Annotated in this window: 23 protein-coding genes; 18 read left to right on the forward strand and 5 right to left on the reverse strand. The window is 64.7% G+C overall.

The window, feature by feature from the left end; all coding sequences use genetic code 11:
* Window positions 1-115: 115 nt before the first annotated feature.
* The 5 genes from thiC (at window position 116) to GQB03_RS00825 (ending at window position 6170) form a co-directional block, all read left to right on the forward strand.
* Window positions 116-2032 (forward strand): phosphomethylpyrimidine synthase ThiC, encoded by a 1917-nt coding sequence (thiC, locus tag GQB03_RS00805; protein ID WP_159682863.1) that lies wholly within the window; start codon window positions 116-118, stop codon window positions 2030-2032.
* Window positions 2033-2373: 341 nt separating this feature from the next.
* Window positions 2374-3150 carry a PEP-CTERM sorting domain-containing protein gene (locus GQB03_RS00810; protein WP_159682866.1) on the forward strand — a complete coding sequence of 259 codons (777 nt, stop codon included), beginning with the start codon at window positions 2374-2376 and terminating at the stop codon, window positions 3148-3150.
* 370 nt (window positions 3151-3520) lie between these two features.
* The gene (locus tag GQB03_RS00815) at window positions 3521-4213 is read left to right on the forward strand and encodes a hypothetical protein (protein WP_159682868.1); all 693 of its coding nucleotides are present in this window, start codon (window positions 3521-3523) and stop codon (window positions 4211-4213) included.
* A 207-nt stretch (window positions 4214-4420) separates the two neighbouring features.
* Complete coding sequence (locus tag GQB03_RS00820; protein WP_159682871.1) at window positions 4421-5905, forward strand: diguanylate cyclase domain-containing protein; 1485 nt, start codon at window positions 4421-4423, stop codon at window positions 5903-5905.
* A gap of 10 nt (window positions 5906-5915) precedes the next feature.
* Entirely contained in the window at window positions 5916-6170 is a 255-nt protein-coding gene (locus GQB03_RS00825) for a YkgJ family cysteine cluster protein (RefSeq protein ID WP_159682874.1), read from the forward strand.
* A 28-nt stretch (window positions 6171-6198) separates the two neighbouring features.
* Here GQB03_RS00825 and GQB03_RS00830 read toward each other — a convergent pair whose 3' ends face one another.
* Window positions 6199-7419 carry an HD-GYP domain-containing protein gene (locus GQB03_RS00830; protein ID WP_159682877.1) on the reverse strand — a complete coding sequence of 407 codons (1221 nt, stop codon included), beginning with the start codon at window positions 7417-7419 and terminating at the stop codon, window positions 6199-6201.
* Between the two features lie 144 nt (window positions 7420-7563).
* On the opposite strand from GQB03_RS00830, the gene GQB03_RS00835 reads away from it, so the two are divergent.
* The 8 genes from GQB03_RS00835 (at window position 7564) to mgtE (ending at window position 15913) form a co-directional block, all read left to right on the forward strand.
* Window positions 7564-8388 carry an undecaprenyl-diphosphate phosphatase gene (locus GQB03_RS00835; protein WP_159682880.1) on the forward strand — a complete coding sequence of 275 codons (825 nt, stop codon included), beginning with the start codon at window positions 7564-7566 and terminating at the stop codon, window positions 8386-8388.
* Between the two features lie 60 nt (window positions 8389-8448).
* Window positions 8449-9018: a YqiA/YcfP family alpha/beta fold hydrolase gene (locus GQB03_RS00840; protein ID WP_159682883.1), complete on the forward strand. Its 570-nt coding sequence runs from the start codon at window positions 8449-8451 to the stop codon at window positions 9016-9018.
* On the forward strand, window positions 9015-9854 hold the full coding sequence (locus GQB03_RS00845; RefSeq protein WP_159682886.1) for a class I SAM-dependent methyltransferase: 840 nt from the start codon (window positions 9015-9017) through the stop codon (window positions 9852-9854). The genes GQB03_RS00840 and GQB03_RS00845 overlap by 4 nt, the downstream gene beginning before the upstream one ends.
* Window positions 9855-9942: 88 nt before the next feature.
* The gene (locus GQB03_RS00850; RefSeq protein WP_159682889.1) at window positions 9943-11844 is read left to right on the forward strand and encodes a ribonuclease catalytic domain-containing protein; all 1902 of its coding nucleotides are present in this window, start codon (window positions 9943-9945) and stop codon (window positions 11842-11844) included.
* Between the two features lie 4 nt (window positions 11845-11848).
* The gene (locus GQB03_RS00855; RefSeq protein ID WP_407644525.1) at window positions 11849-12766 is read left to right on the forward strand and encodes an energy transducer TonB; all 918 of its coding nucleotides are present in this window, start codon (window positions 11849-11851) and stop codon (window positions 12764-12766) included.
* Window positions 12767-12789: 23 nt separating this feature from the next.
* The gene (gene aroE / locus GQB03_RS00860; RefSeq protein WP_159682892.1) at window positions 12790-13626 is read left to right on the forward strand and encodes a shikimate dehydrogenase; all 837 of its coding nucleotides are present in this window, start codon (window positions 12790-12792) and stop codon (window positions 13624-13626) included.
* The gene (mtgA, locus tag GQB03_RS00865; RefSeq protein WP_159682894.1) at window positions 13623-14315 is read left to right on the forward strand and encodes a monofunctional biosynthetic peptidoglycan transglycosylase; all 693 of its coding nucleotides are present in this window, start codon (window positions 13623-13625) and stop codon (window positions 14313-14315) included. The genes aroE and mtgA overlap by 4 nt, the downstream gene beginning before the upstream one ends.
* A 155-nt stretch (window positions 14316-14470) precedes the next feature.
* Complete coding sequence (gene mgtE / locus GQB03_RS00870) at window positions 14471-15913, forward strand: magnesium transporter (protein WP_159682896.1); 1443 nt, start codon at window positions 14471-14473, stop codon at window positions 15911-15913.
* A 6-nt stretch (window positions 15914-15919) separates the two neighbouring features.
* Here the strand turns inward: mgtE and GQB03_RS00875 are convergent, their stop codons facing one another.
* The 4 genes from GQB03_RS00875 to thiD form a co-directional block, all read right to left on the reverse strand.
* The gene (locus GQB03_RS00875; RefSeq protein ID WP_159682899.1) at window positions 15920-16780 is read right to left on the reverse strand and encodes an alpha/beta fold hydrolase; all 861 of its coding nucleotides are present in this window, start codon (window positions 16778-16780) and stop codon (window positions 15920-15922) included.
* A gap of 41 nt (window positions 16781-16821) precedes the next feature.
* Complete coding sequence (hemL, locus tag GQB03_RS00880) at window positions 16822-18105, reverse strand: glutamate-1-semialdehyde 2,1-aminomutase (protein WP_159682901.1); 1284 nt, start codon at window positions 18103-18105, stop codon at window positions 16822-16824.
* A 71-nt stretch (window positions 18106-18176) separates the two neighbouring features.
* Window positions 18177-18803 carry a thiamine phosphate synthase gene (gene thiE / locus GQB03_RS00885; RefSeq protein WP_159682903.1) on the reverse strand — a complete coding sequence of 209 codons (627 nt, stop codon included), beginning with the start codon at window positions 18801-18803 and terminating at the stop codon, window positions 18177-18179.
* Window positions 18796-19623 (reverse strand): bifunctional hydroxymethylpyrimidine kinase/phosphomethylpyrimidine kinase, encoded by an 828-nt coding sequence (gene thiD, locus GQB03_RS00890; protein WP_159682906.1) that lies wholly within the window; start codon window positions 19621-19623, stop codon window positions 18796-18798. The genes thiE and thiD overlap by 8 nt, the downstream gene beginning before the upstream one ends.
* 139 nt (window positions 19624-19762) lie before the next feature.
* Between thiD and GQB03_RS00895 the strand changes: the two genes are divergently transcribed.
* The 5 genes from GQB03_RS00895 (at window position 19763) to GQB03_RS00915 (ending at window position 23539) form a co-directional block, all read left to right on the forward strand.
* Complete coding sequence (locus GQB03_RS00895; RefSeq protein ID WP_200832081.1) at window positions 19763-19915, forward strand: rubredoxin; 153 nt, start codon at window positions 19763-19765, stop codon at window positions 19913-19915.
* Between the two features lie 135 nt (window positions 19916-20050).
* Window positions 20051-20449 (forward strand): response regulator, encoded by a 399-nt coding sequence (locus GQB03_RS00900; protein ID WP_159682910.1) that lies wholly within the window; start codon window positions 20051-20053, stop codon window positions 20447-20449.
* A 17-nt stretch (window positions 20450-20466) separates the two neighbouring features.
* Window positions 20467-20832 carry a response regulator transcription factor gene (locus GQB03_RS00905; protein WP_159682912.1) on the forward strand — a complete coding sequence of 122 codons (366 nt, stop codon included), beginning with the start codon at window positions 20467-20469 and terminating at the stop codon, window positions 20830-20832.
* Between the two features lie 7 nt (window positions 20833-20839).
* The gene (locus GQB03_RS00910) at window positions 20840-21358 is read left to right on the forward strand and encodes a chemotaxis protein CheW (protein WP_159682914.1); all 519 of its coding nucleotides are present in this window, start codon (window positions 20840-20842) and stop codon (window positions 21356-21358) included.
* Window positions 21359-21409: 51 nt separating this feature from the next.
* A complete protein-coding gene (locus GQB03_RS00915; protein WP_159682916.1) occupies window positions 21410-23539 on the forward strand; it encodes a methyl-accepting chemotaxis protein in 2130 nt (709 codons plus the stop codon).
* The last annotated feature ends 5 nt before the right edge of the window (window positions 23540-23544 follow it).

Here is a 23544-nt window from a genome sequence, read left to right on the forward strand (position 1 = left end):
GCCACTTCATCGACCGGCTGAGAAAAACCCTTTGAACCTGTACGGGTAATGCCAACGCAGGGAAGCGCTTCCAGCCGCTCCTTGTTGCCCGTATCCATGCCGACAAGGAGAACAAGTGAACGCCAACGAAAAATTCATCGCCTCGAGCGCCCATGTGGACGAAGCGGCCATTGCGCCGCTGCCCAATTCGCGCAAGGTCTACATCGAAGGCTCGCGCCCGGACATCCGGGTGCCGATGCGCGAGATCTCGCAGGCCGACACGCCCACCGGCTTTGGCGGCGAGAAGAACCCGCCGATCTTCGTCTACGACTGCTCCGGCCCCTACTCCGACCCGGCCGCCTCGATCGACATCCGCTCGGGCCTGCCGGCACTGCGCCAGGCGTGGATCGAAGCGCGCGGCGACACCGAGGTGCTCGCCGACCTGTCCTCCGAGTTCGGCCGCCAGCGCGCCGCGGACTCGAAGCTCGACGAGCTGCGCTTCCCCGGCCTGCACCGCAAGCCGCGTCGCGCCAGGGCCGGTGCCAACGTCACCCAGATGCACTACGCACGCCGCGGCATCATCACCCCCGAGATGGAATACATCGCCATCCGCGAGAACATGAACCGCGCCGCCTATGTCGAGTCGCTGCGCGCCACCGGCCCGATGGGCGAGAAGATGGCCGGCCTGCTCACCCGCCAGCACCCGGGGCAGAGCTTCGGCGCCGCCATCCCCGAGACCATCACGCCCGAGTTCGTGCGTGACGAGGTGGCCCGCGGACGCGCGATCATCCCCAACAACATCAACCACCCCGAGTCCGAGCCGATGATCATCGGCCGCAACTTCCTGGTGAAGATCAACGCCAACATCGGCAACTCGGCGCTCGGCTCCTCGATTTCCGAGGAAGTCGACAAGATGACCTGGTCGATCCGCTGGGGCGGCGACACGGTGATGGATCTGTCCACCGGCAAGAACATCCACGAGACCCGCGAGTGGATCGTGCGCAACAGCCCGGTGCCGATCGGCACGGTGCCGATCTACCAGGCGCTCGAAAAAGTCGACGGCAAGGCCGAGGACCTGACCTGGGAGATCTTCCGCGACACCCTCATCGAGCAGGCCGAGCAAGGGGTGGATTACTTCACCATCCACGCCGGGGTGCTGCTGCGCTACGTGCCGCTCACCGCCAACCGCATGACCGGCATCGTCAGCCGCGGCGGCTCGATCATGGCCAAGTGGTGCCTCGCCCATCACAAGGAGAGCTTCCTCTACACCCACTTCGAGGACATCTGCGAGATCATGAAGGCCTACGACGTGGCCTTCAGCCTCGGCGACGGCCTGCGTCCGGGCAGCATCTACGATGCCAACGACGAGGCCCAGCTGGGCGAACTCCGGACCCTCGGCGAACTCACCGACATCGCCTGGAAGCACGACGTGCAGGTAATGATCGAGGGGCCGGGTCATGTGCCGCTGCACCTCATCAAGGAGAACATGGACCTGCAGCTCGAGCAGTGCCATGAGGCGCCCTTCTACACCCTGGGCCCGCTCACCACCGACATCGCCCCGGGCTACGACCACATCACCAGCGGCATCGGCGCGGCCACCATCGGCTGGTACGGCACCGCGATGCTGTGCTACGTGACGCCCAAGGAGCACCTCGGCCTGCCCGACAAGGACGATGTGAAGGAAGGCATCATCACCTACAAGCTCGCCGCCCACGCGGCTGACCTCGCCAAGGGTCATCCGGGCGCGCAGATCCGCGACAACGCGCTATCGAAGGCGCGCTACGAGTTCCGCTGGGACGACCAGTTCAACCTCGGCCTCGACCCGGACAAGGCGAAATCCTTCCACGACGAGACCCTGCCCAAGGAAAGCGCCAAGGTCGCCCACTTCTGCTCGATGTGCGGCCCGCACTTCTGCTCGATGAAGATCACCCAGGACGTGCGCGACTACGCCGCCAAGCAGGGGCTCGATGAAGACGAGGCGCTGACCCGGGGCATGCAGACCAAGGCGGTCGAGTTCGTCAAGTCCGGCGCCGAGATCTATCGGAAGGTGTGAGCACGTATCGGATCTCCACTTGAAGAACGGGCCACGCAAGTGGCCCGTCTTATTTGGCCGTCCACCACAAGCAGTGCGCGCCGTCCGGTCGTGTTGTTTTAACGGCCGCGCCTCACCTTACCCTCATTGACATATTTCCTTTGCTCACGGCGCATGTTGTTTGTCGAGAATTTTTACATCGCCACCCGGCGAAAAAACCCACATGATCGCAACACGTTGAAAAGAAGATGAATTTTTAACAACCACCTCTTTGGAATGCTACTTGCATCAATGACGCGACGAGGGGCGGGGCAACGTTCCCACGTTTGCCCATGTTGCAACCAGCGAAGGTAGGAACCACCATGAAAATATTCAACAAAGCTGTACTGGCCGGCGTGATCGGCTTGGTTTTCAGCGGAATCGTTTCAGCTGCGCCAATCTACTGGACGGACTGGACTGGCGGCGATCTTGATCCCGGCGCGGGCTTCCAGGGACAGGGCACGATTACCACTACGACATCGACCGTCACGGTCACCTACACAAATGGCAACGGTATCGGCTTCTACCAGTCCAGTGGCGGGGTCGACTACTACCAGAACGGTCACAGTGGTCGCGACGACACCATCTCCCCCTATACCAGCAGCGTCGTTGACAACAGCCCGACCGGCACGGACATCATCGCACTGAGCCGCGCGGGTGACCAAACGCTGACGTTCTCGCAGTCCATCGCTAATCCGGTCTTCGCGTTCGTCAGCCTGAACGGCAACGGCTACGCATTCCTCAATCAGGATTTCAACATCCTCAGCGTCGGCGGCGTGGACGGCAATGCCTGCGGCTACTGGGGCTGCGGCGGCGTCACAAAGGTGGTCGTCGACCTCGGTGGAGGCAACTTCCTCTATAAATTGAACAGTTCCAATGTGGGCGGCAGCGAGCCGCACGGCGTGATCCAGTTCACCGGCGCGTTCGACACGCTGACCTGGACCAGCGCTACCAATGAATACTGGAACGGCTTCACGGTCGGTGTTCAGGGCACGGCCACGGAAGTCTTTCCGCCGAGCAGAGTTCCCGAGCCTGCCACGCTCATACTCATGAGCCTAGGTCTTGTCGGACTGGCCACTGTTCGTCGACGCCGCGCCTGAACCATCCGTGACCTGGATTCGGCGGCGAAAGCCGCCGTTTTCGTTTTGGCCGCCCTGCGCGCTTCGCCCCCTTACACAACAGCCGGCCACTGTTCATCTGGCGCCCCGCTTAACGGAAGCACCCAATGTTTGGGATGGCACGCCGCACTACCGTGAGGCCGGTTTGCTGACCTCGGCGTCATCGCCTCGGCTTACCGGAGATGTTATGGCAGACCTCGTACTTGCTTTCGAATTGGTGGCTGACGATATGGATATCGCGCCTCGGTAACCATGATCGGCCAGACGAAGCGCATGATCACAGGTGCCGCACGCGAACCCTGCCTCGTCGACAACCTCCCTTGTGATCGTCAATGCAGCCACGAAGTACGAAATGAAGTTTGCCGCCAGCCGTTTCATGCACGCCTCGGGCGGAATCCGTTACCACTTGCGGGCGATACGCTACCGGCAGACGCTTTGGACACCGTTTCGCGCCGCGCTGGCTAGCTGGCTCGATTGCTGGCGGCCAGCCTGCCGACGCCTGGTGGTGATCGGGCCGAGCGGTGGACATACCCTGCCCGCCGGCCTGTTCGCACGCTTCGACGACGTTACGGCACTCGAACCGGACCCGGTGGCGCGCGTCATCCTGCGCCGCCGACAGGCGGACTGCAAACTGCGTTTCGAATCGTTCGACTGCCTGTCTAACGCAGCTGGCATGGGCGAACTGGCCGGGCGTTTTGGCGACCGGGCCTTGCTTTTCTGCAATGTCCTCGGCCAAGTTGGCTGCCCCGATCCCGATGGCTGGTCGGAGTGCCTCGCGACGCGGCTGTCCGGATGCCACTGGGCGAGCTGGCACGATGTGATTTCGACAAACCGTCAACCGATGCGAACGGACCCGGTCGAGATGGCGGCGACGCAATCCCTCGAATCCATCCTCGGCCGCTTCTGGCCAGGTGGCGAACTACCCTTGATCGATCATGGCACGCTGGCGCTGGGACGGGACGGGCCTCACGCCTATGCGACCTGGGCGCTCACGCCGACGGCGAACCACCTCATCGAATGGTGCAGTCATGCAGCTCGGCCGTGAATTAAAGTTTTACAGTTGCGCACCGATACGTACTCCGTAGTCCCCCATGCCCGGCAAGGGCTTGATCCGCTCGTACCACCCGACGCACTTTTCCGATTCCGATGCCCCCGCTTCCGGGCACAAGGGATCGTGGAACAACGCTCCGCAGGAAGCTTCAGGTAAATCCGGACCCGCCGAACGCGAGGCGGTTTCGGCGCGGGAGCCCCGATGACGGCATTGCACAAGCGCGACACGCGATACCGGCCACGCACACTCGTTGGCGCGGTCGCACTGTTCCTGCTGCTCGATTTCAGCATCCTCGCGCTCAATTACCGGATTTCGTGGGACGTCGATCGCGACGCCGTCGCCATCAACCTGGCAGGCCGTCAGCGCATGTTGTCTCAGCGAATCACCAAAAGCTTGCTGCTGATGCGCGCTGCGGAAACGACAATCGACCGCGAGCAGGCCCGTAGCGCCTTCATCAACAGCTTCACCTTGTTCGGTTCGACGCTCGAGGCTTTCGATCGGGGCGGGAAGGCCACCGGCGGCGACGGGCGCGATGTTCTGTTGAAGGCCGTGAAGGGCGAGGCCCGCAAGACGATCACCGCTGCGCTGGCTCGCTGGCATCCGCTCTCCCTGACCCTCGCGCCGGCGGCAAACCCCGGCAGCAACGGCGGTGAAGACGCGATACGTGCAGCCATCGGGCAGCGCGACGAAATGCTCGATCTGATGAATCGCCTCACCTCGCAGATGGAAGCCGACTCGATGGCTCGCACGGCACGCCTCCGACAGATCCAGGGGGTGGCGTTCGCCCTCGCCTTCTTCAATTTCCTCGCAATCCTGCGCATGCTCCACAATCGCTACTGCGCTCTGCTCGACCATCAGCGCGAACTCAACAGCATGCTCGAGGAGATCGGCGCCGGGGTGGTACTGCTCGACGCGGAAAAGCGCATCCAGCGCGCCAACACCGCCGCGGCCCGGTTGCTGGGACAAAGCGCGGATGCACTCACCGGGAGACGCATCAACGAGTTGCTCAGCCCGCAGGACGACTGCTGGCACGGCATACGCAGCGACGGGAGCGAATTCCATGCCGAACTCGTGCCCGGCAGAATAGATGGCGCCTGCGGTCCGCTCGACCTGCTCACACTGCTCGACGTGACCACCCGGCACCAGCAGCAGGAAAGACTCGAGAAGATGGCCAAGCTCGACGCCCTTACCGGGCTGCCGAATCGTCGGGCGCTCGAGGAACGGCTCCAGCGGGCGCTTGCGCGCGCCAAGCGCTCTGGCGATCCGCTCGGTGTGGCCTTGGTCGATCTGGACCATTTCAAGGCGGTCAACGACACCTACGGCCATGCGGCAGGGGATGCGCTGCTGCAGGCGGTCGCCCGGCGAGCGGGAACGAGCCTGCGTACCGGCGACACCTTTGCGCGGATCGGCGGCGACGAATTCGTTGCACTGATCGGCCCCGCGCGCGATGCGACCGAGATCCGCACCGCGCTGGAGCGTCTGCACTCCGGCCTGACGGAACCCTTCGATCTCGGGGTTTGCACCCTCGGGCAGCAATTCAGTATCGGACTGGCGATCTACCCCGACGATGCCGACACCGCCGACGCGCTGCTCCACCATGCCGATCTTTCCATGTATGGCGGTCGTAGCAAACGACGCGCGTCGAGCGAGGCGCCGAAACCCGCCATACCACCTGCGGCGGGGTAACATTGGCGCCATGAACTGCCGACCCGGCTGCGCTGCCTGCTGCATTGCCCCATCAATATCCAGCCCGATCCCCGGCATGCCCGAGGGCAAGCCGGCTGGCGTGCGCTGCATTCAGCTCGACCAGGGCGATCGCTGCCGCCTGTTCGGTCGCCCCGAGCGCCCCGCGGTGTGTGCGAGCCTCGCGCCGAGCGCCGAGATGTGCGGCGATTCGCGCCACCAGGCGATGCGCTACCTCGCCCGGCTGGAGCGCGACACCGGTCCCTGAACGGCAAGGCCCTTCTCGACGGACACGTTCACGCTGCCACCGGCATGAATTTCAAGGGGTCGACCCGCCACTTCTCGGGCGATTCACCGGACATGATCCGGTCGCCCGCACCGGGCGGCCGGGACAGATCGATGTTTTCCGGGGCGATGTAACCGTTGCTGCGGGTATTGAAGAAGACCCGAACGACCGGCGTGAGCACGCTTTTCTCGTTCTGCTCGATCACCACCCCGAGGCGTCCGGACTCGAGCAACACGAGACTGCCGATCGGATAGATGCCGATGCAACGCATGAAGGCCTGCAGCAAGCGCTGATCGAAATGCGCACTGCTCCATTCCCACATCTTGCGCAGGGCCTCGGTCGGGGCCATGCCCTTGTGGTAACAGCGATCTGCGGTGATCGCATCGTAGACGTCCACGATCGCGGCCATTCGCGCCATCGTGCTGATCTCATCGCCCAAGAGTTTGTCCGGGTAGCCGCTGCCATCGATACGCTCGTGGTGATGCAGCGTGATATCGAGCGGTACTGCCCCGACGCCCGAGCTTTCAAGCAGGATTGCATGTCCGTCGGCCGGATGGCGCTTGATCAGCTCGAACTCCGCTTCGGTCAGACGGCCCGGTTTGTTGAGCACCGCATCGGGTACCTTCATCTTGCCGACGTCGTGAAGGAGCCCGCCGATTCCCGCCTGACGCAGCGCCTCCCCCTCCAGCCCGAGCGTGCGCCCGAAGGCAATCATGAGGGTGCAGACGCTGACCGAATGCAGAAAAGTGTAGTCATCCTTGTTCTTGATGCCGATCAGGCCCAGCAAGGCACTGCCGTTGCGCAGGATCGAGCCGGTCACGGCCTCGATCACCGGTTCGACGTTGTCGAGCGTGATGGCGCGCCCCAGCCGAACGTCCTGCATCATGCCGCGCACCACCTTGTGCGCCTGGGCGTGAACCGAACGGGCCCGCCCGAGCTCTTCCTCCAGACTGGCCTTCTGCAGCGGCACAGGCTCCGCCGTCACCGCGGCCAGCATCTCGTGCTCGACCTCTACCCGCACCTCCTCGGCGGTGCGCGCCACGGCGTCATCCAGCCCCCTGCCGGTGTCGATGTAGAGTTCCCGGATGCCCGCCTCACGGACACGCTGCACATCCTCCCGGGTCTTGACCAAGAACTGATTGCGCCAGAACGGATGGGACATCCAGTCGGCGCAGAGCTCGTGCACGTACATACCCGGGCGCAACCGGTCTATGGAAATCTTCTTGAGCATTCCTGTCTGCTACCACCCCGCGAATGGCCTGTATGCTTATCGACTGATCGATCGGGTTCTTGAGTATCCCGTGCGACATTTAATGCGGCGCAACATTCGTGCTCGCTATAATCGGCGACTCGATCGTCTGGAACCCCCTCCCCCATGGACGCCACCCTCCTCGTCAAGGCTGCAGTGCTCGGCATCATCGAAGGCCTGACGGAATTCCTGCCCGTCTCTTCGACTGGCCACCTCATCATCTTCGGCGATCTGCTCAACTACACGGACGACCACAGCAAGGTCTTCAAGATCGTCATCCAGCTGGCGGCCATCCTTGCCGTTTGCTGGGATTACCGGGCGAAGATCGCCGAGGTGGTGGGCGGGCTCGGCAGTGATCGCAATGCGCAGCGCTTCAGCTTCAACCTGATCGTTGCCTTCCTGCCGGCGGCAGTGCTGGGGCTGATGTTCTACAAGATCATCAAGGGCTACCTGTTCAACCCGCTCACCGTCGCGGGAGCGCTGGTGGTCGGGGGGTTCCTTATCCTCTACATCGAAAGGCGGGCCTATCACCCGCGCCTGGAAACGGTGGACGAGATGGGCTGGAAGGAAGCGCTCAAGGTCGGATTCGCACAATCGCTGGCCATGTTCCCGGGCGTATCCCGCTCCGGTGCGACCATCATGGGGGGGCTGCTCTTCGGGCTTTCGCGCAAGGCCGCCACCGAATTTTCCTTCTTCCTCGCAATCCCGACGATGCTCGCGGCGACCGCCTATGACGTCTATAAGAACTGGGCGCTGCTGAAGATGGATGATCTGCCAGTGTTCGCGGTGGGATTCGTGTTCTCGTTCATCGCCGCGATGGTCGCAGTCAAGGCCTTCATCCGCTTCGTCTCGGGCCACAGTTTTGCACCGTTCGCCTGGTATCGCATCGCCTTCGGGCTTTTCGTGCTGCTGTCCTGGCAGATGGGCTGGGTGAGCTGGAACGGCGAGTGATTTCCCCGCCACCGGCAAAGCCTGACTAGAATCGGGGTTTTCCTGCATCGACCCCATTCCATGATCCTCTACCTCCACGGCTTCCGCTCAGCCCCCGCCTCCCACAAGGCCAGCCGCCTGCGCCAGTTCATGGAAGAGCGGGGGCTGGGCAGCCAGTTCTGGTGCGAGCAGCTGCCGGTCTCGGCATTCGGGTCGATGACCATCATCGAAGAGCGGATCGCCCGCTGCGACACGCCACCGACGCTCATCGGCAGCTCGCTCGGCGGCTACTACGCCACCTGGCTGGCCGAAAAATACGACCTCAAGGCCGTGCTGGTGAACCCCAGCGTGCTGTCCTATGTGTCGCTCGAGCCCTATCTCGGCGAGCAGACCAACATGTACAACGGCGAATCATTCGTGCTCACACCGGCGCACCTCGACGAATTCCGGGCCATCGAGGTCAAGCGGATCTCCCGTCCGGAGCGCTACTGGCTGATGGTCGAGACCGGCGACGAGGTGCTGGATTACCGCCACGCGGTGGAAAAATACGCGGGCGCCCGGCAGACCGTACTTGAAGGCGGCGACCACAGCTTTACCCGCTGGGACGACTACCTCGAACAGGTCATCGAATTCGCCGGGGTCCGCTCATGAGCACAGCCGGTTTCGACGCCCGTCGCTTCAAGGCGCAGGAGCGCGCCGGCTTCAACCGCATCGCCGAGCACTACGACGAAGGCGCTACGCTGCGCGTCGACCTGCAGCGTGCGCTGCTGGACGATGCCGCCTTGCAGTGCGGCGAACGGGTCCTCGATCTCGCCAGCGGTCCGGGTCTGCTGGCGCGCGATGCCGCCGTGCAGGTGGGCGATGACGGGCGCCTGGTAGCGAGCGACATCGCCGAAGCAATGCTGGCAGTCGGGCAGCGCCGCGCCACGGCCGACGGCCTCGCCAACCTGCTCTTCGCCGCGGCCGACGCGGAACACCTGCCCTTTGCCGACGACCACTTCGACGCCGTGCTGCTCGGCCTCGGGCTGTTCATGTTCCCGCATCCGGAGCGCGCCCTCGCCGAGATCCGGCGGGTGCTGCGACCAGGCGGCCGGCTGGTCCTGTCGGTGTGGGGTCCGCGCGAGGCGGTGCCGTTGATCAGCCACGCCCAGGATTGCATCGCCCGCATCCTGCCGAAGCCGAAGGTCGAGCGTCCGTCGGTATTCCGCTTCGGTCACGCCGGACCGCTCGAGTTGCTGCTGCGCCAGGCCGGCTTCGGCGGGGTGAGCATCGCAGAGCACCGGCTGCACTGCCATTTCCCCAGCCACGAGGCGTATTGGCAGGCCTTCCTCGCGCTGGCAGGCGGTGCGGCCGAGGCGATCGGGCGGCTCGACGACGCATTGCGGCAGCGACTGGCCAGCGAGGTGGCAGGCGAACTCGAAGCCTGTCGCAGCGCCGACGGCTTTCACACCGACAGCCTGGTGCTGGTGGCGTCGGCAAGGCGCTGAGCGCCGTCCGGCGCGGCGGGCAAGTCAATCGGACTGAAGCGCCCGCGATCCAGTAAAATGCGCGGTTGGAAATTTCCCGGCGGTCCAGATGTTCGTACTTTTTGAAGAGGACGGCGCCTTCAAGGCGGGCACCATCCTCGTCGACAACGATAGCTCCCTGCAGGTGGAAACCACCCACGGCAAGCGTGTAAAGCTCAAGGGCAACCACGTGCTGATGCGCTTCACGGAGCCTGCGGCGTCGACCCTGCTGGACCGTGCCGAGGCCGAAAGCGAGGGGCTGGACGTCGAATTCCTGTGGGAAGTAAGCAGCGAGGACGAGTTCGGCTTCGGTGAGCTCGCACAGGAGTACTACGGCCATCCGCCCAACGCGGTTGAATCCAGCGCCATCCTGCTGCGCCTGCATGCCGCGCCGATCTACTTTCACCGCAAGGGCCGCGGCCGCTTCCGCAAGGCCCCGCCGGACATCCTGCAGGCCGCGCTGGCCGGGCTGGAGAAGAAACGCCAGCAGGCGGAATCGGTCGAGCGCATGCGCGAAGAGCTGCTCGCCGACCGCCTGCCGGAAGAGTTCCGGCCGATGCTCAGCCAGATCCTCTATCGCCCCGATCGCAACCGCCTGGAGGTCAAGGCGCTCGAAGCGGCCTCGGTGGACGCCGGCCTGTCCGCCGCGCGCCTGCTGCTGCGCTGCGGCGCACTGGCTTCCAGCCACGACTTCTACTACGGTCGCTTCCTGTTCGAGCATTTCCCCGACGGCACCGACTTTCCGGCTTTCGAGCCGGCGCTCATGCCAACCGGCCTGCCCCGCGCCGATGTCGCCGCCTTCTCGATTGACGACGCCACCACCACCGAGATCGACGACGCCTTCTCGGTGACCCCGCGCGAAGGCGGCGGATGGCGGATCGGCATCCATATCGCGGCCCCCGGCCTGGGCTTTGCCCGCGGCTCGAGTCTCGACGAGATCGCCCGCAGCCGGCTGTCCACGGTCTATATGCCGGGCCGCAAGATCACCATGCTGCCGGAAGAGGTGGTTCAGCAGTTCACCCTCGCCGCCGGCCGCGAATGCCCGGCGATCTCGCTCTATCTGGATGTGAGCCCCGCGCTGGCGATCCTCGGCCACGAAAGCCGGCTCGAGATCGTGCCGATCGTCGCCAACCTGCGCCATCACGACATCGAGCCGGTGTTCAACGAGGACACCCTCATGAACGGCGGGCCGGACTTCGAGTGGAAGCGCGAACTCACCCTGCTGTGGGACCTCGCCAGCGTGCTCGAGGCCGGGCGCGGCAAGGCCTCGACCCAGCCCCAGCAGATCGATTTCAGCTTCTACGTGGACTGGAGCAGCGACAGCAGCGACGGGCCGGGAATGGTCACGATCACCCAGCGCAAGCGTGGCTCGCCACTCGACAAGCTGGTGGCCGAATTCATGATTCTCGCCAACAGCACCTGGGGCAAGCTGCTCGGCGACCACGAAATTCCCGGCATCTACCGCGCGCAGAGCGGCGGCAAGGTGCGCATGACCACCGTCGCCTCCCCGCACGACGGCCTCGGAGTCGATTGCTATGCCTGGTCGAGCTCGCCGCTGCGCCGCTATGTCGACCTGGTCAACCAGTGGCAACTGATCGCGGCACTGCGCGACGAGGAAGCGCCGTTTGCGCCGCGCTCGACCGACCTCATGTCCACCATCCGCGACTTCGACATCACCTATGCGGCCTACGCCGAATTCCAGCGCCAGATGGAGCGCTACTGGTGCGTGCGCTGGTTGCGGCAGAACAACTTCGAATCGATCGCGGGGCGGGTGCTGCGCGACAACGTGGTTCGTCTCGAGGACGCGCCTTTCGTCTTCAAGGTGCCGTCGATGCCGATGCAACTGCCCGGCAGCAGGGTCAAGCTCGTGGTCGAGGACTCCGACCTGATGGACATCGAGGTCAGCGCCCGTTTCGTGGCGACGCTCTCGGAGCCCACGCCCGAAGAACTCGCCCAGGAGATGGAAAGCTGATCCGATGGTCTCCCGCGCCAAGCTCCGCAAGGCCGCCGCGGCCATGAGCAACCCGCCGCTCGCGGCGCCCTCACGTGGCCCGCGCGAGCACCTGATCCTGTGGGCGATGCTCGCCTCGCTGGTGATCCACGGCGTGCTCCTGTCGATCCATTTCCGGCTGCCCGAAAAACTGGCCAGACAGAAGGACCGCGGTCTCGAGGTCATCCTCGTCAATGCACGTCACGCCCGTGCGCCGGAAAAGGCCGAGGCGCTGGCCCAGGCCAACCTCGACGGCGGCGGCAACACCGACAAGGATATCCGTGCCAAGACGCCGCTGCCTGCGCAGGACCGGCGGCGGGAGGGTGATGCGCTGCTGGAGGCACAACGCCGGGTACAACAACTCGAGGCCGCCCAGCGCGAGATGCTCACCCGTATCAAGAGCAAGATGCCGGTCGCGGTGGACGAACAGAAACAGGAACAGCCCGAGACCCCCAAACCGGTGTCGGGACTCGACATGCTCGACAGCGCGGCGGCCATCGCGCGGCTCGAGGCACAGATCGACAAGGACATGGTCGAATACGCGAAACGGCCGCGACGCAAGTTCATCGGCGCCCGCACCCGCGAGTACCGCTTTGCGCAGTACGTGGAGGACTGGCGCCAGAAGATCGAGCGGGTCGGCACCCTCAACTACCCCGACGCCGCGCGCGGACGGGTCTACGGGAGCCTGCTGCTGTCGGTGGTGATCAAGGCCGATGGCAGTGTGGACTCGATCGAAGTGCATCGATCGAGCGGCCACAAGGTGCTGGACGAAGCGGCGCAGCGCATCGTTCGCCTCGCGGCCCCGTTTGCCGCCTTTCCGCCCGACATCCGCAAGGACACCGACATCATCGAGATCACCCGTACCTGGAACTTCACCAGCGCCGACCGGGTGGAAGCACAATAAGGCCGATCGAAAGGACCATCGCCATGGACCGCTACGCCGTCATCGGAAACCCCATCGCCCACAGCAAGTCGCCGCGGATTCATGCCGAATTCGCGCACCAGACCGGCCAGCGGATGAGCTACGAGGCAATCCTTGCCCCGGTCGACGGTTTTGCGGCTGCCGCAGCGGCGTTTCGCGAAGCGGGCGGCCTCGGCATGAACGTGACGGTGCCGTTCAAGCTCGACGCCCATGCATTCACGGATGATCTTTCGGTACGCGCACGTGCCGCAGGGGCGGTGAATACACTGGTCTTCGGCCCCGATGGCCGCTGCTTCGGGGACAACACCGACGGCGCGGGTCTGGTGCAGGACATCACCGTCAATCTCGGCGTACCGCTGGAGGGGCGCCGGATCCTGCTGCTCGGAGCCGGTGGCGCTGCACGCGGGGTGATCCTGCCGCTGCTCGGCAGGAAACCGGCTGGCCTGTTCGTCGCCAATCGTACCGAGAGTCGTGCCAACGATCTGCTCGTGCAGTTTTCGCCTGCGGCGGGCAACACCCGCCTTGACGCGGGCAGCTTCGCCGCGCTGGCCGGGCGGCAATTCGACGTGGTGATCAATGCCACCGCAGCCAGTCTGGCCGACGAAGCACCCGCCATCCCCGCAGGGCTCCATGCGCCGGGCGCGCTTGCCTACGACATGATGTACGGCCGCGGTGACACACCTTTTCTCGCAGCCGCCCGCAAGGACGGCGCGGGACGGTTTGCCGACGGTCTCGGCATGCTGGTCGAACAGGCGGCGGAGAGCTTTGCGCTGTGGCGCCGGATACGACCGGATACGGCGCCGGTGCTGACGCTGCTGCGTGCGGAACTGACGGCCGGATGAAGCGGCTGTCCGGCTGGCTGCTCCAGGGACTGGCGATCGCGGCGCTGGCGGCCCTCACTCTGCAGTTGCTGATCTTCGCGCAGGTGCTGTGGTGGAGCCGTTACGACCCGTCTTCGACCAGCTTCATGTCGATCCGCCTCGAGGAGCTCGAGGAAAAGAATCCGGATGCCAGCCTGCGCCACCAGTGGGTCCCCTACGAACGGATCTCGATCCATCTGAAGCGTGCCGTGGTGGCCGCCGAGGACGACCGCTTTCTCGACCACGAGGGCTTCGACTGGGAAGGTATCCAGAAAGCCATCGAAAAAAACCAGAAGAAAGGCCATGCGGTGGCCGGCGGCTCGACGATCAGTCAACAACTCGCGAAAAACCTTTTCCTGTCGCCCTCGCGCAGCTATCTGCGCAAGGCGCAGGAGGCGATCATCACATTGATGATCGAGAAGACCTGGAGCAAGCGGCGGATTCTCGAGGTCTATCTCAATGTCGTCGAATGGGGCAACGGAATCTTCGGTGCGGAAGCCGCCGCGCGACGCTACTACGGAATCTCCGCAGCAAGCCTCGGCCCCGCACAGGCCGCGCGCATGGCCGTGATGCTGCCGAATCCACGACGCTACGAGAAGCAGTTCGGCCCGCGGCTGGCCGCGCACGCCGCCAGCGTGCAGCGCCGCATGATCTACTCCGAGGTACCCTGAAGCCTGGCTTGATCCCCATTCCGTGCCGACCGTGCGATCGCGCGGGCACCACCCGCCGCAAACCCGATGGAATGGCACGAATGAAACCAAAAGAGCTTAGAATTGCGAGCTTCGCGTAGCCGGCCGGCCGCGCGCCATCCCCGCCCAGTGAGCCCATGCCGAGTACGGATCAGCCCTCCTCCCGCGAGAAGATCCAGCACTACGTTCAGGAAGTGCAGCAACTGCTCGCGCGTCACAAACTGGTTGAGGAAGTGGTGCACCGTCAGGACATGCCGCGCCATGACCTGGTCGAGAACCTGGTCCACAAACAGCACATCTCCGAGCTGACGCGCCACCTCGACAAGCTCCACCCGGCCGACATCGCCTACCTGCTCGAGGCCTTGCCGCTCGACGAGCGGCTCTTCGTCTGGGATCTGGTCAAGGCCGAGCGCGACGGCGACATCCTGCTCGAGGTTTCGGACGCGGTCAGGGAAACCCTGATCGAGACAATGGCGCCGGAAGAGCTCAAAGCCGCCGCCGAACAGCTCGACGCCGACGAACTAGCCGACCTCGCGCCGGATCTGCCCGAAGAGGTGATGGAGGATGTCTATCTCTCCCTCGACCTCGAAGAGCGGGCGCAACTTCGCGCGGCGATGTCCTATCCAGAGGACTCGGTCGGCGCGCTCATGGATTTCGAGCTGGTTTCGGTGCGCGAGGACGTGACGCTCGAGGTGGTGCTGCGCTATCTGCGACGCTTCGAAGCCCTGCCGGATCACACCGACAAGCTCTTCGTGGTCGACCGCGAAGAGCGCCTGCGCGGCGTGCTGCCAGTCAACCGCTTGCTGGTCAGCGACCCCGAGGTCGAAGTGTCGGCGGTGATGGTGACCGACGCGGTGCGACTTCATCCCGAGGACAAGGCCGAGGACGCGGCCGGCGCCTTCGAGCGCTACGACCTCATCTCGGCCCCGGTCGTCACCTCCGACAACCGGCTGATGGGCCGGGTCACCGTGGCCGACGTGGTGGACTACATCCGCGAGGAATCCGAGGCCGAGCTGTTGAGCCAGGCGGGCCTGAAGGAAGAGGAAGACATCTTTGCGCCGGTGTTCGATTCGGTGAAGAACCGCTGGGCATGGCTGGCCATCAATCTGGTCACCGCCTTCGTCGCCTCTCGTGTCATCGGCCTGTTCGAGGGCTCGATCGAAAAACTCGTGGCGCTGGCCGCGCTGATGCCGATCGTCGCCGGCATCGGCGGCAATTCGGGCAACCAGACGATCACCATGATCGTGCGCGCGATGGCGATGGGACAGGTCAGCTCCGACAGCGCACGGCGCCTGCTCAAGAAGGAACTCGGCGTGGCGCTGTTCAACGGCGTGGTCTGGGGCAGTCTGCTGGGGCTGCTGGCGTGGTGGCTCTACGGCGCGTGGACGCTGGGCCTGGTGATGACGGCCGCCACCACCCTCAACCTGCTGCTGGCTGCGGCCATGGGCGTGACCATCCCGATGGCGATGCAGCGCTTCGGCCGCGACCCGGCGCTTGGCTCGAGCGTACTGATCACCGCCTGCACCGACTCCGGCGGCTTCTTCATCTTCCTCGGCCTGGCGACGCTGTTCCTGCTCTGAACCGGTTCAGGTTCCGGCAATGAATGCGGCGACCGCTTCGACAACCCCGGGATCGCGCAGGATGCGGTGATGCCCAAGCCCCTCGGTGGCGAGCATGCGACTGCCCCGCCATGCGCGATGCAGGGTTTCGACATGCGCGAAGGCCACCTCCCGGTCATCGCGGTCGTGGACGAACATCGCCCGTGTCCGCTCGACCGGGAATAGATCGAGGCGATCCAGCTCGGCCACCGGCACGTAGCGGCGCTCGAGCCGTTTGCGCAGGCTGCGCTGCGCGCTGCGCCCCAGACCGACACGCCGCGACAGGGTCTTGAGATGGATATCGAAGGACGCCGGCGCACCAATCACCACCAGTGCCGAACACGGGCTGCCGTTGCGCACCGCCTGCAACGCCGCAGCGCCGCCCATTGAATGGGCAACGATCGCAAACGGCTGCGGCCCGGCGGCGATCACGGCGCCGAGGCCGGCAATGAAGTCGGGCAAGGCGCCACCGCGGCCATCGCTCTCACCATGGCCAAGGTGATCAAATACATCCACCCCATACCCCTGCGCCAGCAAAGCGCGCGCAAACGGCAGCAGCTGTGCGCCGTATCCGCCCCAGCCATGCGTGAGCACCACCCGTGGCGCATTCGCATCGCCCAGCGACCACGTCGCCAGACGCGCGTCGCCGAGTGCGAGGTCGCGGCGCCGCGCCAGCGCGTCGAGCACTTCGCCGGCCCGACCACGCCGGCGTCGCGGTCGGGTCAGTACCGCTTCGGCCTGCTTCGCCATCCAGTCCGGAAAGAGGCGCGAGCCGAGCATCACCAGGCGACGCTGGTTACGACTGAGCAGTTCGATCCGCTCTGCCGATACCTTGCCAGGTGCTTTCATCGCGCTTCCTTGTACCACTCAGCCAGCGGCCGCAGCGCCGCTTAAGCCTTCATCGCTGCGAACACGGCGTCCGCCTCGGCAACCGTCTCGGCGATGTCCGAAGCGGTATGAGCCACCGACACGAAGCCGGCCTCGAAGGCCGAGGGCGCGAAATAGTGACCTGCTTCGAGCATCGCATGGAAGAAGCGGTTGAAGGCGTCGGTGTTGCCTGCGGTGACGCTGGCAAAGCTGTCCGGACACTGTTCGGAAAAATAGATCCCGAACATGCCGCCGACCGATTGGGCCGAGAACGTCACGCCATGACGTCTTGCCGCGGCCAGCAGGCCGTCCACCAGCTCGGTGGTACGGGCGCTCAGGGTTTCGTAGAAGCCGGGCTCGCGGGTGAGGCGCAGCGATGCCAAGCCCGCCGCGACCGCCACCGGGCTGCCCGACAGGGTGCCGGCCTGATAGACCGAGCCGAGCGGCGCGATCTTTTCCATGATGTCACGCCGCCCACCGAAAGCCCCGACCGGCATGCCGCCACCGATCACCTTGCCCAGGGTGGTGAGGTCAGGGGTGATCCCGAACAGGCCCTGAACCCCCTGCGGACCGACGCGGAAACCGGTCATCACCTCGTCGAAAATCAGCACCGTGCCATGCGCGGTGCACAACCTGCGCAGCGCGTGCAGGAATTCGGCCGTGGGCTTGATCAGGTTCATGTTGCCGGCGACCGGCTCGACGATCACCGCGGCGATCTCGCTACCGCGCGCGGCGAAGACCTCCTCCAGCCCGGCCACATTGTTGTAATCGAGCACCAGCGTGTGCTTGGCAAAATCGGCCGGCACACCGCCGGACGACGGGTTGCCGAAGGTCAGCAGCCCCGAGCCCGCCTTGACCAGCAGGCTGTCGGCATGGCCGTGATAACAGCCCTCGAACTTGATGATCGCGTCGCGCCCGGTGAATCCTCGGGCCAGCCGGATCGCACTCATGGTCGCCTCGGTGCCTGAGCTCACCAGCCGCACCATGTCGAGGCTGGGCAACATCTCGCAGAGGAGTTCGGCCATCTCGACTTCAGCCGCTGTCGGTGCACCGAAAGACAGTCCCTTGACCGCAGCGTTCTGCACCGCCTTGATCACTGCCGGGTGCGCATGGCCGGCGATCGCCGGCCCCCACGATCCGACGTAATCAATGTAGGCCTGCCCATCGGCATCCCACACCCTGCAGCCTTCGGCGCGCTCGATGAAGCGGGGCGTGCCGCCGACCGAGCGAAAGGCCCGGACCGGTGAATTGACCCCACCCGGGATGGCGCGCTGGGCACGCTCGAACAGTTCCTGATTGCGACTCATGTTGAATTCCTCGTATCGCGGAATAGCCTACCTGCAGCCCCGATCCCGGGCCCGCGGAACAGGTTCCGGTTTCAGTTAGCCTGCGCAAATGCAGAGCGGTACTGCGCCACGCGAGCGCATGGATCGACAGCGGCGAACACGTCACTGATGACCGCCAGCAGGTCGGCGCCGGCGTCGATGAGCAACGGCGCATTCTCGGCGGTAATCCCGCCGATGGCCGCCACCGGCACGGCCAGTTCGTCGCGGGCCCGACTCAGCAGTTCGATCGGCGCGCTCACCGCCTGCGGTTTGGTCGGCGACGCGAACATCGCACCGAAGGCCACATAATCGGCCCCCGCCGCGCTCAGGGCCGCGGCACGCCCGAAGTCGTCATAACAAGTGACACCGACGATGGCACTGGCGCCGACGATCTCGCGTGCGGCAGCGAGATCGCCGTCGTCGCGGCCGACATGGACACCCGCCGCGGCCACGTCGGCGGCGAGCCGCGGGTCGTCATTGATGATCAGCGGCACGTCCGCCCGCTCGCAAAGTCGCGCCAACATGGCCGCCTGCTCGCGACGCAGGCCGGCATCGGCAAGCTTGTTGCGATACTGCAGCATCGTCACGCCAGCATCGAGCAGCGGCTCGACAGCGTCAGCCAGGGCGCGGGTGTCCGTCCAGTCCGGCGTTACCAGGTAAAGCCCGCGCAGCCTATTCATGACCACGCTCGGCGCGCAGCAGGGCGAGACGATCCGGAATGCCCGCGCCCATGCCCGGCGTCACGCCCGCCTCGAGCGCGGCGGCAAGGTAGCTACGCGCCACCCGCACCGCGTCGACCACCTCCAGGCCGCGAGCCAGCCCGGCAAGCACCGCCGAGCCCAGGGTCGCAAGGCTGCCGAGGTGGCGCGAGGGCGAAGGGCGCGCTTCGGTACGGACGATTCCGGTGGCGCTCACCAGGGTATCGACCGTCTGCAAGGCGCTGTCGCGCCCGTCGGCGATCAACACATGGGCCGAGCCGCACTCGAGCAGGTGGCGTCCGGCGTCGATTTCGGACGGCAATGCATCCTCGTCGTCGCTGCCGACCGTGGCGAGTCGCACCGCGCCAGGGCCATCGACCACGGTCACGGTAGTCTGCGGCAGGAGCAGTTCGAGGCTGACCGCCAACAGGTCCTCGGCATCGTCGGCATCCACCCCGTCCTGCGCCATCATCGGCACGAAGATGAGCGGCAGATCATAGTCAGCCACGATCTCGGCAATCGCCGCGAGCGTATCGAGACAGCCCGGGTTACCGATGAGGATCGCCGACACGGGGATGTCCTCGAGGATTGCCTGCGCCTGTTCGACGACCCATTCCGTTTCGAGAGGATGCGCAGGTTCGGCGCTGCGGGTATCGCCGGAGCCGATCGCGGTAATCACCGTGAGCGGCAGGCAACCCAGCGCCGAAAGCGTGAGCAGCGCGCCCTGCACCCCGCCGGCGCCGGTCGGGTCGGATGCGTCGAAAACGATTACGGCGGGTACTGCTGGATTTTTGATTGGCATCGAATAGGGCGGATATCGCGCAACGGCGCGGCCTGGCAGGCCGGAACGGGTGAAGAAATGGGGTAAGATGCGCCGGATTTTATCTGTAATTCAAATAATTCAGACAATTCCAATGTCAGCCCCCGACTACAAGACCTACATGTGCCTCATCTGCGGTTTCATCTACGATGAGGCCGCAGGCATTCCCGAGGAAGGTATCGCCGCAGGTACGCTCTGGGTGGATATACCGCCAAACTGGACCTGCCCCGAATGCGGCGCCCGCAAGGACGACTTCGAAATGGTCGAAATCTGACGCGCGACGCCCTGGCGGCTGCGGCACCGCCACGATGCGATTAAAGTCCGCACGATCCGTACCGTAATTTCTGTTTCGCATGCAGGATTACTGGCCCGGTGTGCCGGACGGCTGCGTGAATCCGAGGAGCAAAGGGTGAATCTGAACGGCCTCAAGATAATGGTGATCGACGACAGCAACACCATTCGACGCAGTGCGGAGATATTTCTCGCCCAGGTCGGTTGTCAGGTATTGCTGGCCGAAGATGGTTTCGACGCACTGGCGAAAATCACCGACCACAAGCCGGATGTCATTTTCGTCGACATCATGATGCCGCGTCTCGACGGCTACCAGACCTGCGCGCTGATCAAGAAGAACCAGCAGCTGCGCAGTACGCCGGTGATCATGCTGTCATCCAAGGACGGGCTGTTCGACCGCGCCCGAGGCCGCATGGTCGGGTCCGACGAATACCTCACCAAGCCCTTTACCAAGGATAGCCTCCTCAAGGCCGTTGCTGCCCACGCGCCGCAACACAGCAACAAATCGAACCAGTAGCAAGCCGGGTAGAAGAGATGACGATCAACAAGATCCTCGTGGTGGACGACTCGCCCACCGAGCGCTATTCCATGCAGGAAGTCCTGACCAGGAACGGCTATCAGGTCGTCACCGCGGAAAGCGGTGAGGATGCCATTGCCAAGAGCAAGAGCGAGCGGCCCGACCTGATCCTGATGGACGTCGTGATGCCCGGCATGAACGGCTACCAGGCGACCCGCACGATTGCCCGTGATGCCACGACCTGCAGCATCCCGATCATCATGTGCACCAGCAAGTCTCAGGAAACCGACAAGATCTGGGGCATGCGCCAGGGCGCACTCGACTACCTGACCAAGCCGGTCGACCATCAGGCACTGCTCGAGCGCATCCGCGCCATCGGATAGACCGCCAATGTCCAGACGCACGAGCCTCAGGGAATTCCAGGAATCGCTGGCCAGGCGCCTGGCCGAATCCGCCAGCACCACCCGCAAGGATCTGCTCGGCCTGCAGGCCGGCGGTGAGAACTGGCTGATTGCACTGAACGAAGCGGGCGAAATCCTGCCGCCGCCGCCCCTGTCGCCAGTCCCGCTCTGCCACCCCTGGATGCGCGGCCTTGCCAACGTGCGGGGCACGCTCTACAGCGTGGTGGATTTTTCGCTGTTCAACGGCGGCGACCCGATTCTGCCCGCCGGCAATGCCAGACTGGTGCTGATCGGCGCACGCCACAACCTGAACTGCGCAATTCTCGTCTCCCGCGCAGCGGGGTTGCGCGCCCAGGAAGATTTCGAAACGGATCCTGAACAGGGCATTGACGCAGAGCGGCCATGGTCCGGCGAACGCGTCCGCGATACCCAGGGGCGCGCCTGGGTCCGCCTTCGGATTCCCGCCCTGCTTGCCAGCCCGCGTTTCCTGGAGGCAAGCCTCGCATGATTACCCTCCACACGGCTCACTCGACGATGCCGTCCGCACGGAGCCGCTGACATGGCCCTCAAGCTTCCCTTCCAGAAACCCGACAACACCCTGCTGTCCTCCGGGGACACGACGATCATGGACGATGCACCCTCGCTTGCCACCGGTTCCGGCGCCGCACCGCCAAAGGCGCCCTCACTTCCGGGCAAGTCGGTTTCCGATCAGCTGCGCACGCTCGGCACTGCCTTCGGTCTGGTCCTGCTTGCCTTTCTCGTTCTGCTCGTCCTGCAGATCCGTGGCGCCCAGAACGGCACCACCTACGTGTACGCGGCGGGGCAGATGCGCACCCTTTCACAGCAAATCGCCAAAGCGGCACAACAATCGCTGCAGGGCAACAGCGAGGCGTTCGGCGAACTCTCCCGCAGCCGCGACGCATTCGCACGGTTCTATTCGGCTCTGAATACCGGCGGCACGGTTGACGGACGCAACGTCCCGGCAAGCCCTGCCGCGATGGCGCCACAGCTCGAAGCTCTGGCTGCCGAATGGAACAACACCGACAAGAACGCCCAGCAACTGATCGCGCAGCAGAAGAACCTCGTTGCGCTGACTGACTCGGTCAAGCTCATCAACGACGCCAATCCGCAGCTGCTGGCCCTTGCCGAACAGTTCGCCGCGCTTCGCCTGCAGGCCGGCGCGAGTGCGCGCGAGGTCGCCACCGCCAACCGTGTCGTCACCCTTACCCAACGCATCGCCAAGAACGCCAGTGCCCTGCAGATAGCCAGTGCGGTCGATCCGGAAGTCGCCTTCGTCCTCGGCAAGGACACCAACACCCTTCGAGAGCTGCTCGGCCAGCTCAAGCAGTCGGGCCTCGACACGGAAAGCCGCGACAAACTTGCCGAACTCGACAAGGCCGGCCAGGACAGCCTCGGCGCCATCGGCGGCATCCTCGGCAACATCCAGCTGGTGGTCCAGGCGAAACTCGCCGGGAGCCGGATATTCCAGGACTCCGGCAAACTGCTTGCCCAGACGGAGCAACTGGCCGATGGCTACAGTGCCAAGACCACCGGCTTCAATCTCTACTCCCTGCTGTTGATCGCTTGTGGCGCGGCCGGGCTGGTGCTGCTCACGCTGATCGCCAAGATCTATCGCGACGACATTGCCCTGCGCCGCCGCGAGGCAGAGCAGCAGCGCGCCAGCGCCGAGCACGAACGGAACCACACCCAGCAGGCCATTCTCAGGCTCATGAACGAGATGGGCGATCTGGCCGACGGCGATCTCACCATCCGTGCCACCGTGACCGAAGACATCACCGGCGCGATTGCGGATTCGGTCAATTACACGATCGAGGAGCTGTCGGTGCTGGTGCGGCGGATCAACGATGCCGCCACCCGCGTGACCAGCGCCACCGAATCGGCCCAGCGCACCTCGCGGCAACTGCTCGAGGCAGCCGAACGACAGTCCGGCGAGATCCGTAGCGTCGGAGACACGGTCAAGCAGATGGCGTCTTCGATGTCGGAAGCCTCGAAGCGCGCGCGCGAGTCCGCCCAGGTGGCCCGCCGTTCGCTCGACGCAGCGCGAAAGGGGGCCTCGGCGGTCGAAAACACGATCCACGGCATGAACGACATCCGCGAGAAGATCCAGGAAACCTCGAAGCGCATCAAGCGCCTGGGCGAATCATCACAGGAAATCGGCGAAATCGTCGAACTGATTTCCGACATTACCGAACAGACCAACGTGCTGGCACTGAATGCCGCCATTCAGGCCGCATCTGCAGGTGAGGCCGGACGCGGTTTCACAGTGGTTGCCGAAGAAGTGCAACGACTGGCCGAGCGCTCTGGCGAGGCGACCAAGCAGATCGCAGCGATCGTCAAGACCATCCAGACGGACACCCACGATGCAGTTGCGGCCATGGAAGTCGCAACCCGTGACGTGGTCGAAGGCGCAAAGCTTTCCGACGCGGCGGGTCAGGCGCTGACCGAGATCGGCAACGTGTCCACCGAAGCGGCACGCCTGATCGAACAGATCTCTTCCGACACTCAGATCCAGGCAAGCAGCGCCGGCAAGGTCGCCGGCACGATGCAGGAAATTCTCGCCGTCACCGAGCAGACCACCATCGGTACCCAGCAGACCGCGGTTTCGATCGGTCAGCTCGCAGACCTCGCGATCGAGCTCAAGGGCTCGGTTTCCGGCTTCAAGGTGTAACCCAA

This window comes from Cognatazoarcus halotolerans, from assembly GCF_009800965.1.
Lineage (GTDB): Bacteria > Pseudomonadota > Gammaproteobacteria > Burkholderiales > Rhodocyclaceae > Cognatazoarcus > Cognatazoarcus halotolerans.

Bases quoted from the DNA above. Each gene is read 5' to 3' on its own strand.
- GQB03_RS00810 (WP_159682866.1), top strand. From the start codon at position 2,374: ATGAAAATATTCAACAAAGCTGTACTGGCCGGCGTGATCGGCTTGGTT.
- GQB03_RS00815 (WP_159682868.1), top strand. From the start codon at position 3,521: ATGAAGTTTGCCGCCAGCCGTTTCATGCACGCCTCGGGCGGAATCCGT.
- GQB03_RS00820 (WP_159682871.1), top strand. From the start codon at position 4,421: ATGACGGCATTGCACAAGCGCGACACGCGATACCGGCCACGCACACTC.
- GQB03_RS00825 (WP_159682874.1), top strand. From the start codon at position 5,916: ATGAACTGCCGACCCGGCTGCGCTGCCTGCTGCATTGCCCCATCAATA.
- GQB03_RS00830 (WP_159682877.1), bottom strand. From the start codon at position 7,419: ATGCTCAAGAAGATTTCCATAGACCGGTTGCGCCCGGGTATGTACGTG.
- GQB03_RS00835 (WP_159682880.1), top strand. From the start codon at position 7,564: ATGGACGCCACCCTCCTCGTCAAGGCTGCAGTGCTCGGCATCATCGAA.
- GQB03_RS00840 (WP_159682883.1), top strand. From the start codon at position 8,449: ATGATCCTCTACCTCCACGGCTTCCGCTCAGCCCCCGCCTCCCACAAG.
- GQB03_RS00845 (WP_159682886.1), top strand. From the start codon at position 9,015: ATGAGCACAGCCGGTTTCGACGCCCGTCGCTTCAAGGCGCAGGAGCGC.
- GQB03_RS00850 (WP_159682889.1), top strand. From the start codon at position 9,943: ATGTTCGTACTTTTTGAAGAGGACGGCGCCTTCAAGGCGGGCACCATC.
- GQB03_RS00855 (WP_407644525.1), top strand. From the start codon at position 11,849: ATGGTCTCCCGCGCCAAGCTCCGCAAGGCCGCCGCGGCCATGAGCAAC.
- aroE (WP_159682892.1), top strand. From the start codon at position 12,790: ATGGACCGCTACGCCGTCATCGGAAACCCCATCGCCCACAGCAAGTCG.
- mtgA (WP_159682894.1), top strand. From the start codon at position 13,623: ATGAAGCGGCTGTCCGGCTGGCTGCTCCAGGGACTGGCGATCGCGGCG.
- mgtE (WP_159682896.1), top strand. From the start codon at position 14,471: ATGCCGAGTACGGATCAGCCCTCCTCCCGCGAGAAGATCCAGCACTAC.
- GQB03_RS00875 (WP_159682899.1), bottom strand. From the start codon at position 16,780: ATGAAAGCACCTGGCAAGGTATCGGCAGAGCGGATCGAACTGCTCAGT.
- hemL (WP_159682901.1), bottom strand. From the start codon at position 18,105: ATGAGTCGCAATCAGGAACTGTTCGAGCGTGCCCAGCGCGCCATCCCG.
- thiE (WP_159682903.1), bottom strand. From the start codon at position 18,803: ATGAATAGGCTGCGCGGGCTTTACCTGGTAACGCCGGACTGGACGGAC.
- thiD (WP_159682906.1), bottom strand. From the start codon at position 19,623: ATGCCAATCAAAAATCCAGCAGTACCCGCCGTAATCGTTTTCGACGCA.
- GQB03_RS00895 (WP_200832081.1), top strand. From the start codon at position 19,763: ATGTGCCTCATCTGCGGTTTCATCTACGATGAGGCCGCAGGCATTCCC.
- GQB03_RS00905 (WP_159682912.1), top strand. From the start codon at position 20,467: ATGACGATCAACAAGATCCTCGTGGTGGACGACTCGCCCACCGAGCGC.
- GQB03_RS00910 (WP_159682914.1), top strand. From the start codon at position 20,840: ATGTCCAGACGCACGAGCCTCAGGGAATTCCAGGAATCGCTGGCCAGG.
- GQB03_RS00915 (WP_159682916.1), top strand. From the start codon at position 21,410: ATGGCCCTCAAGCTTCCCTTCCAGAAACCCGACAACACCCTGCTGTCC.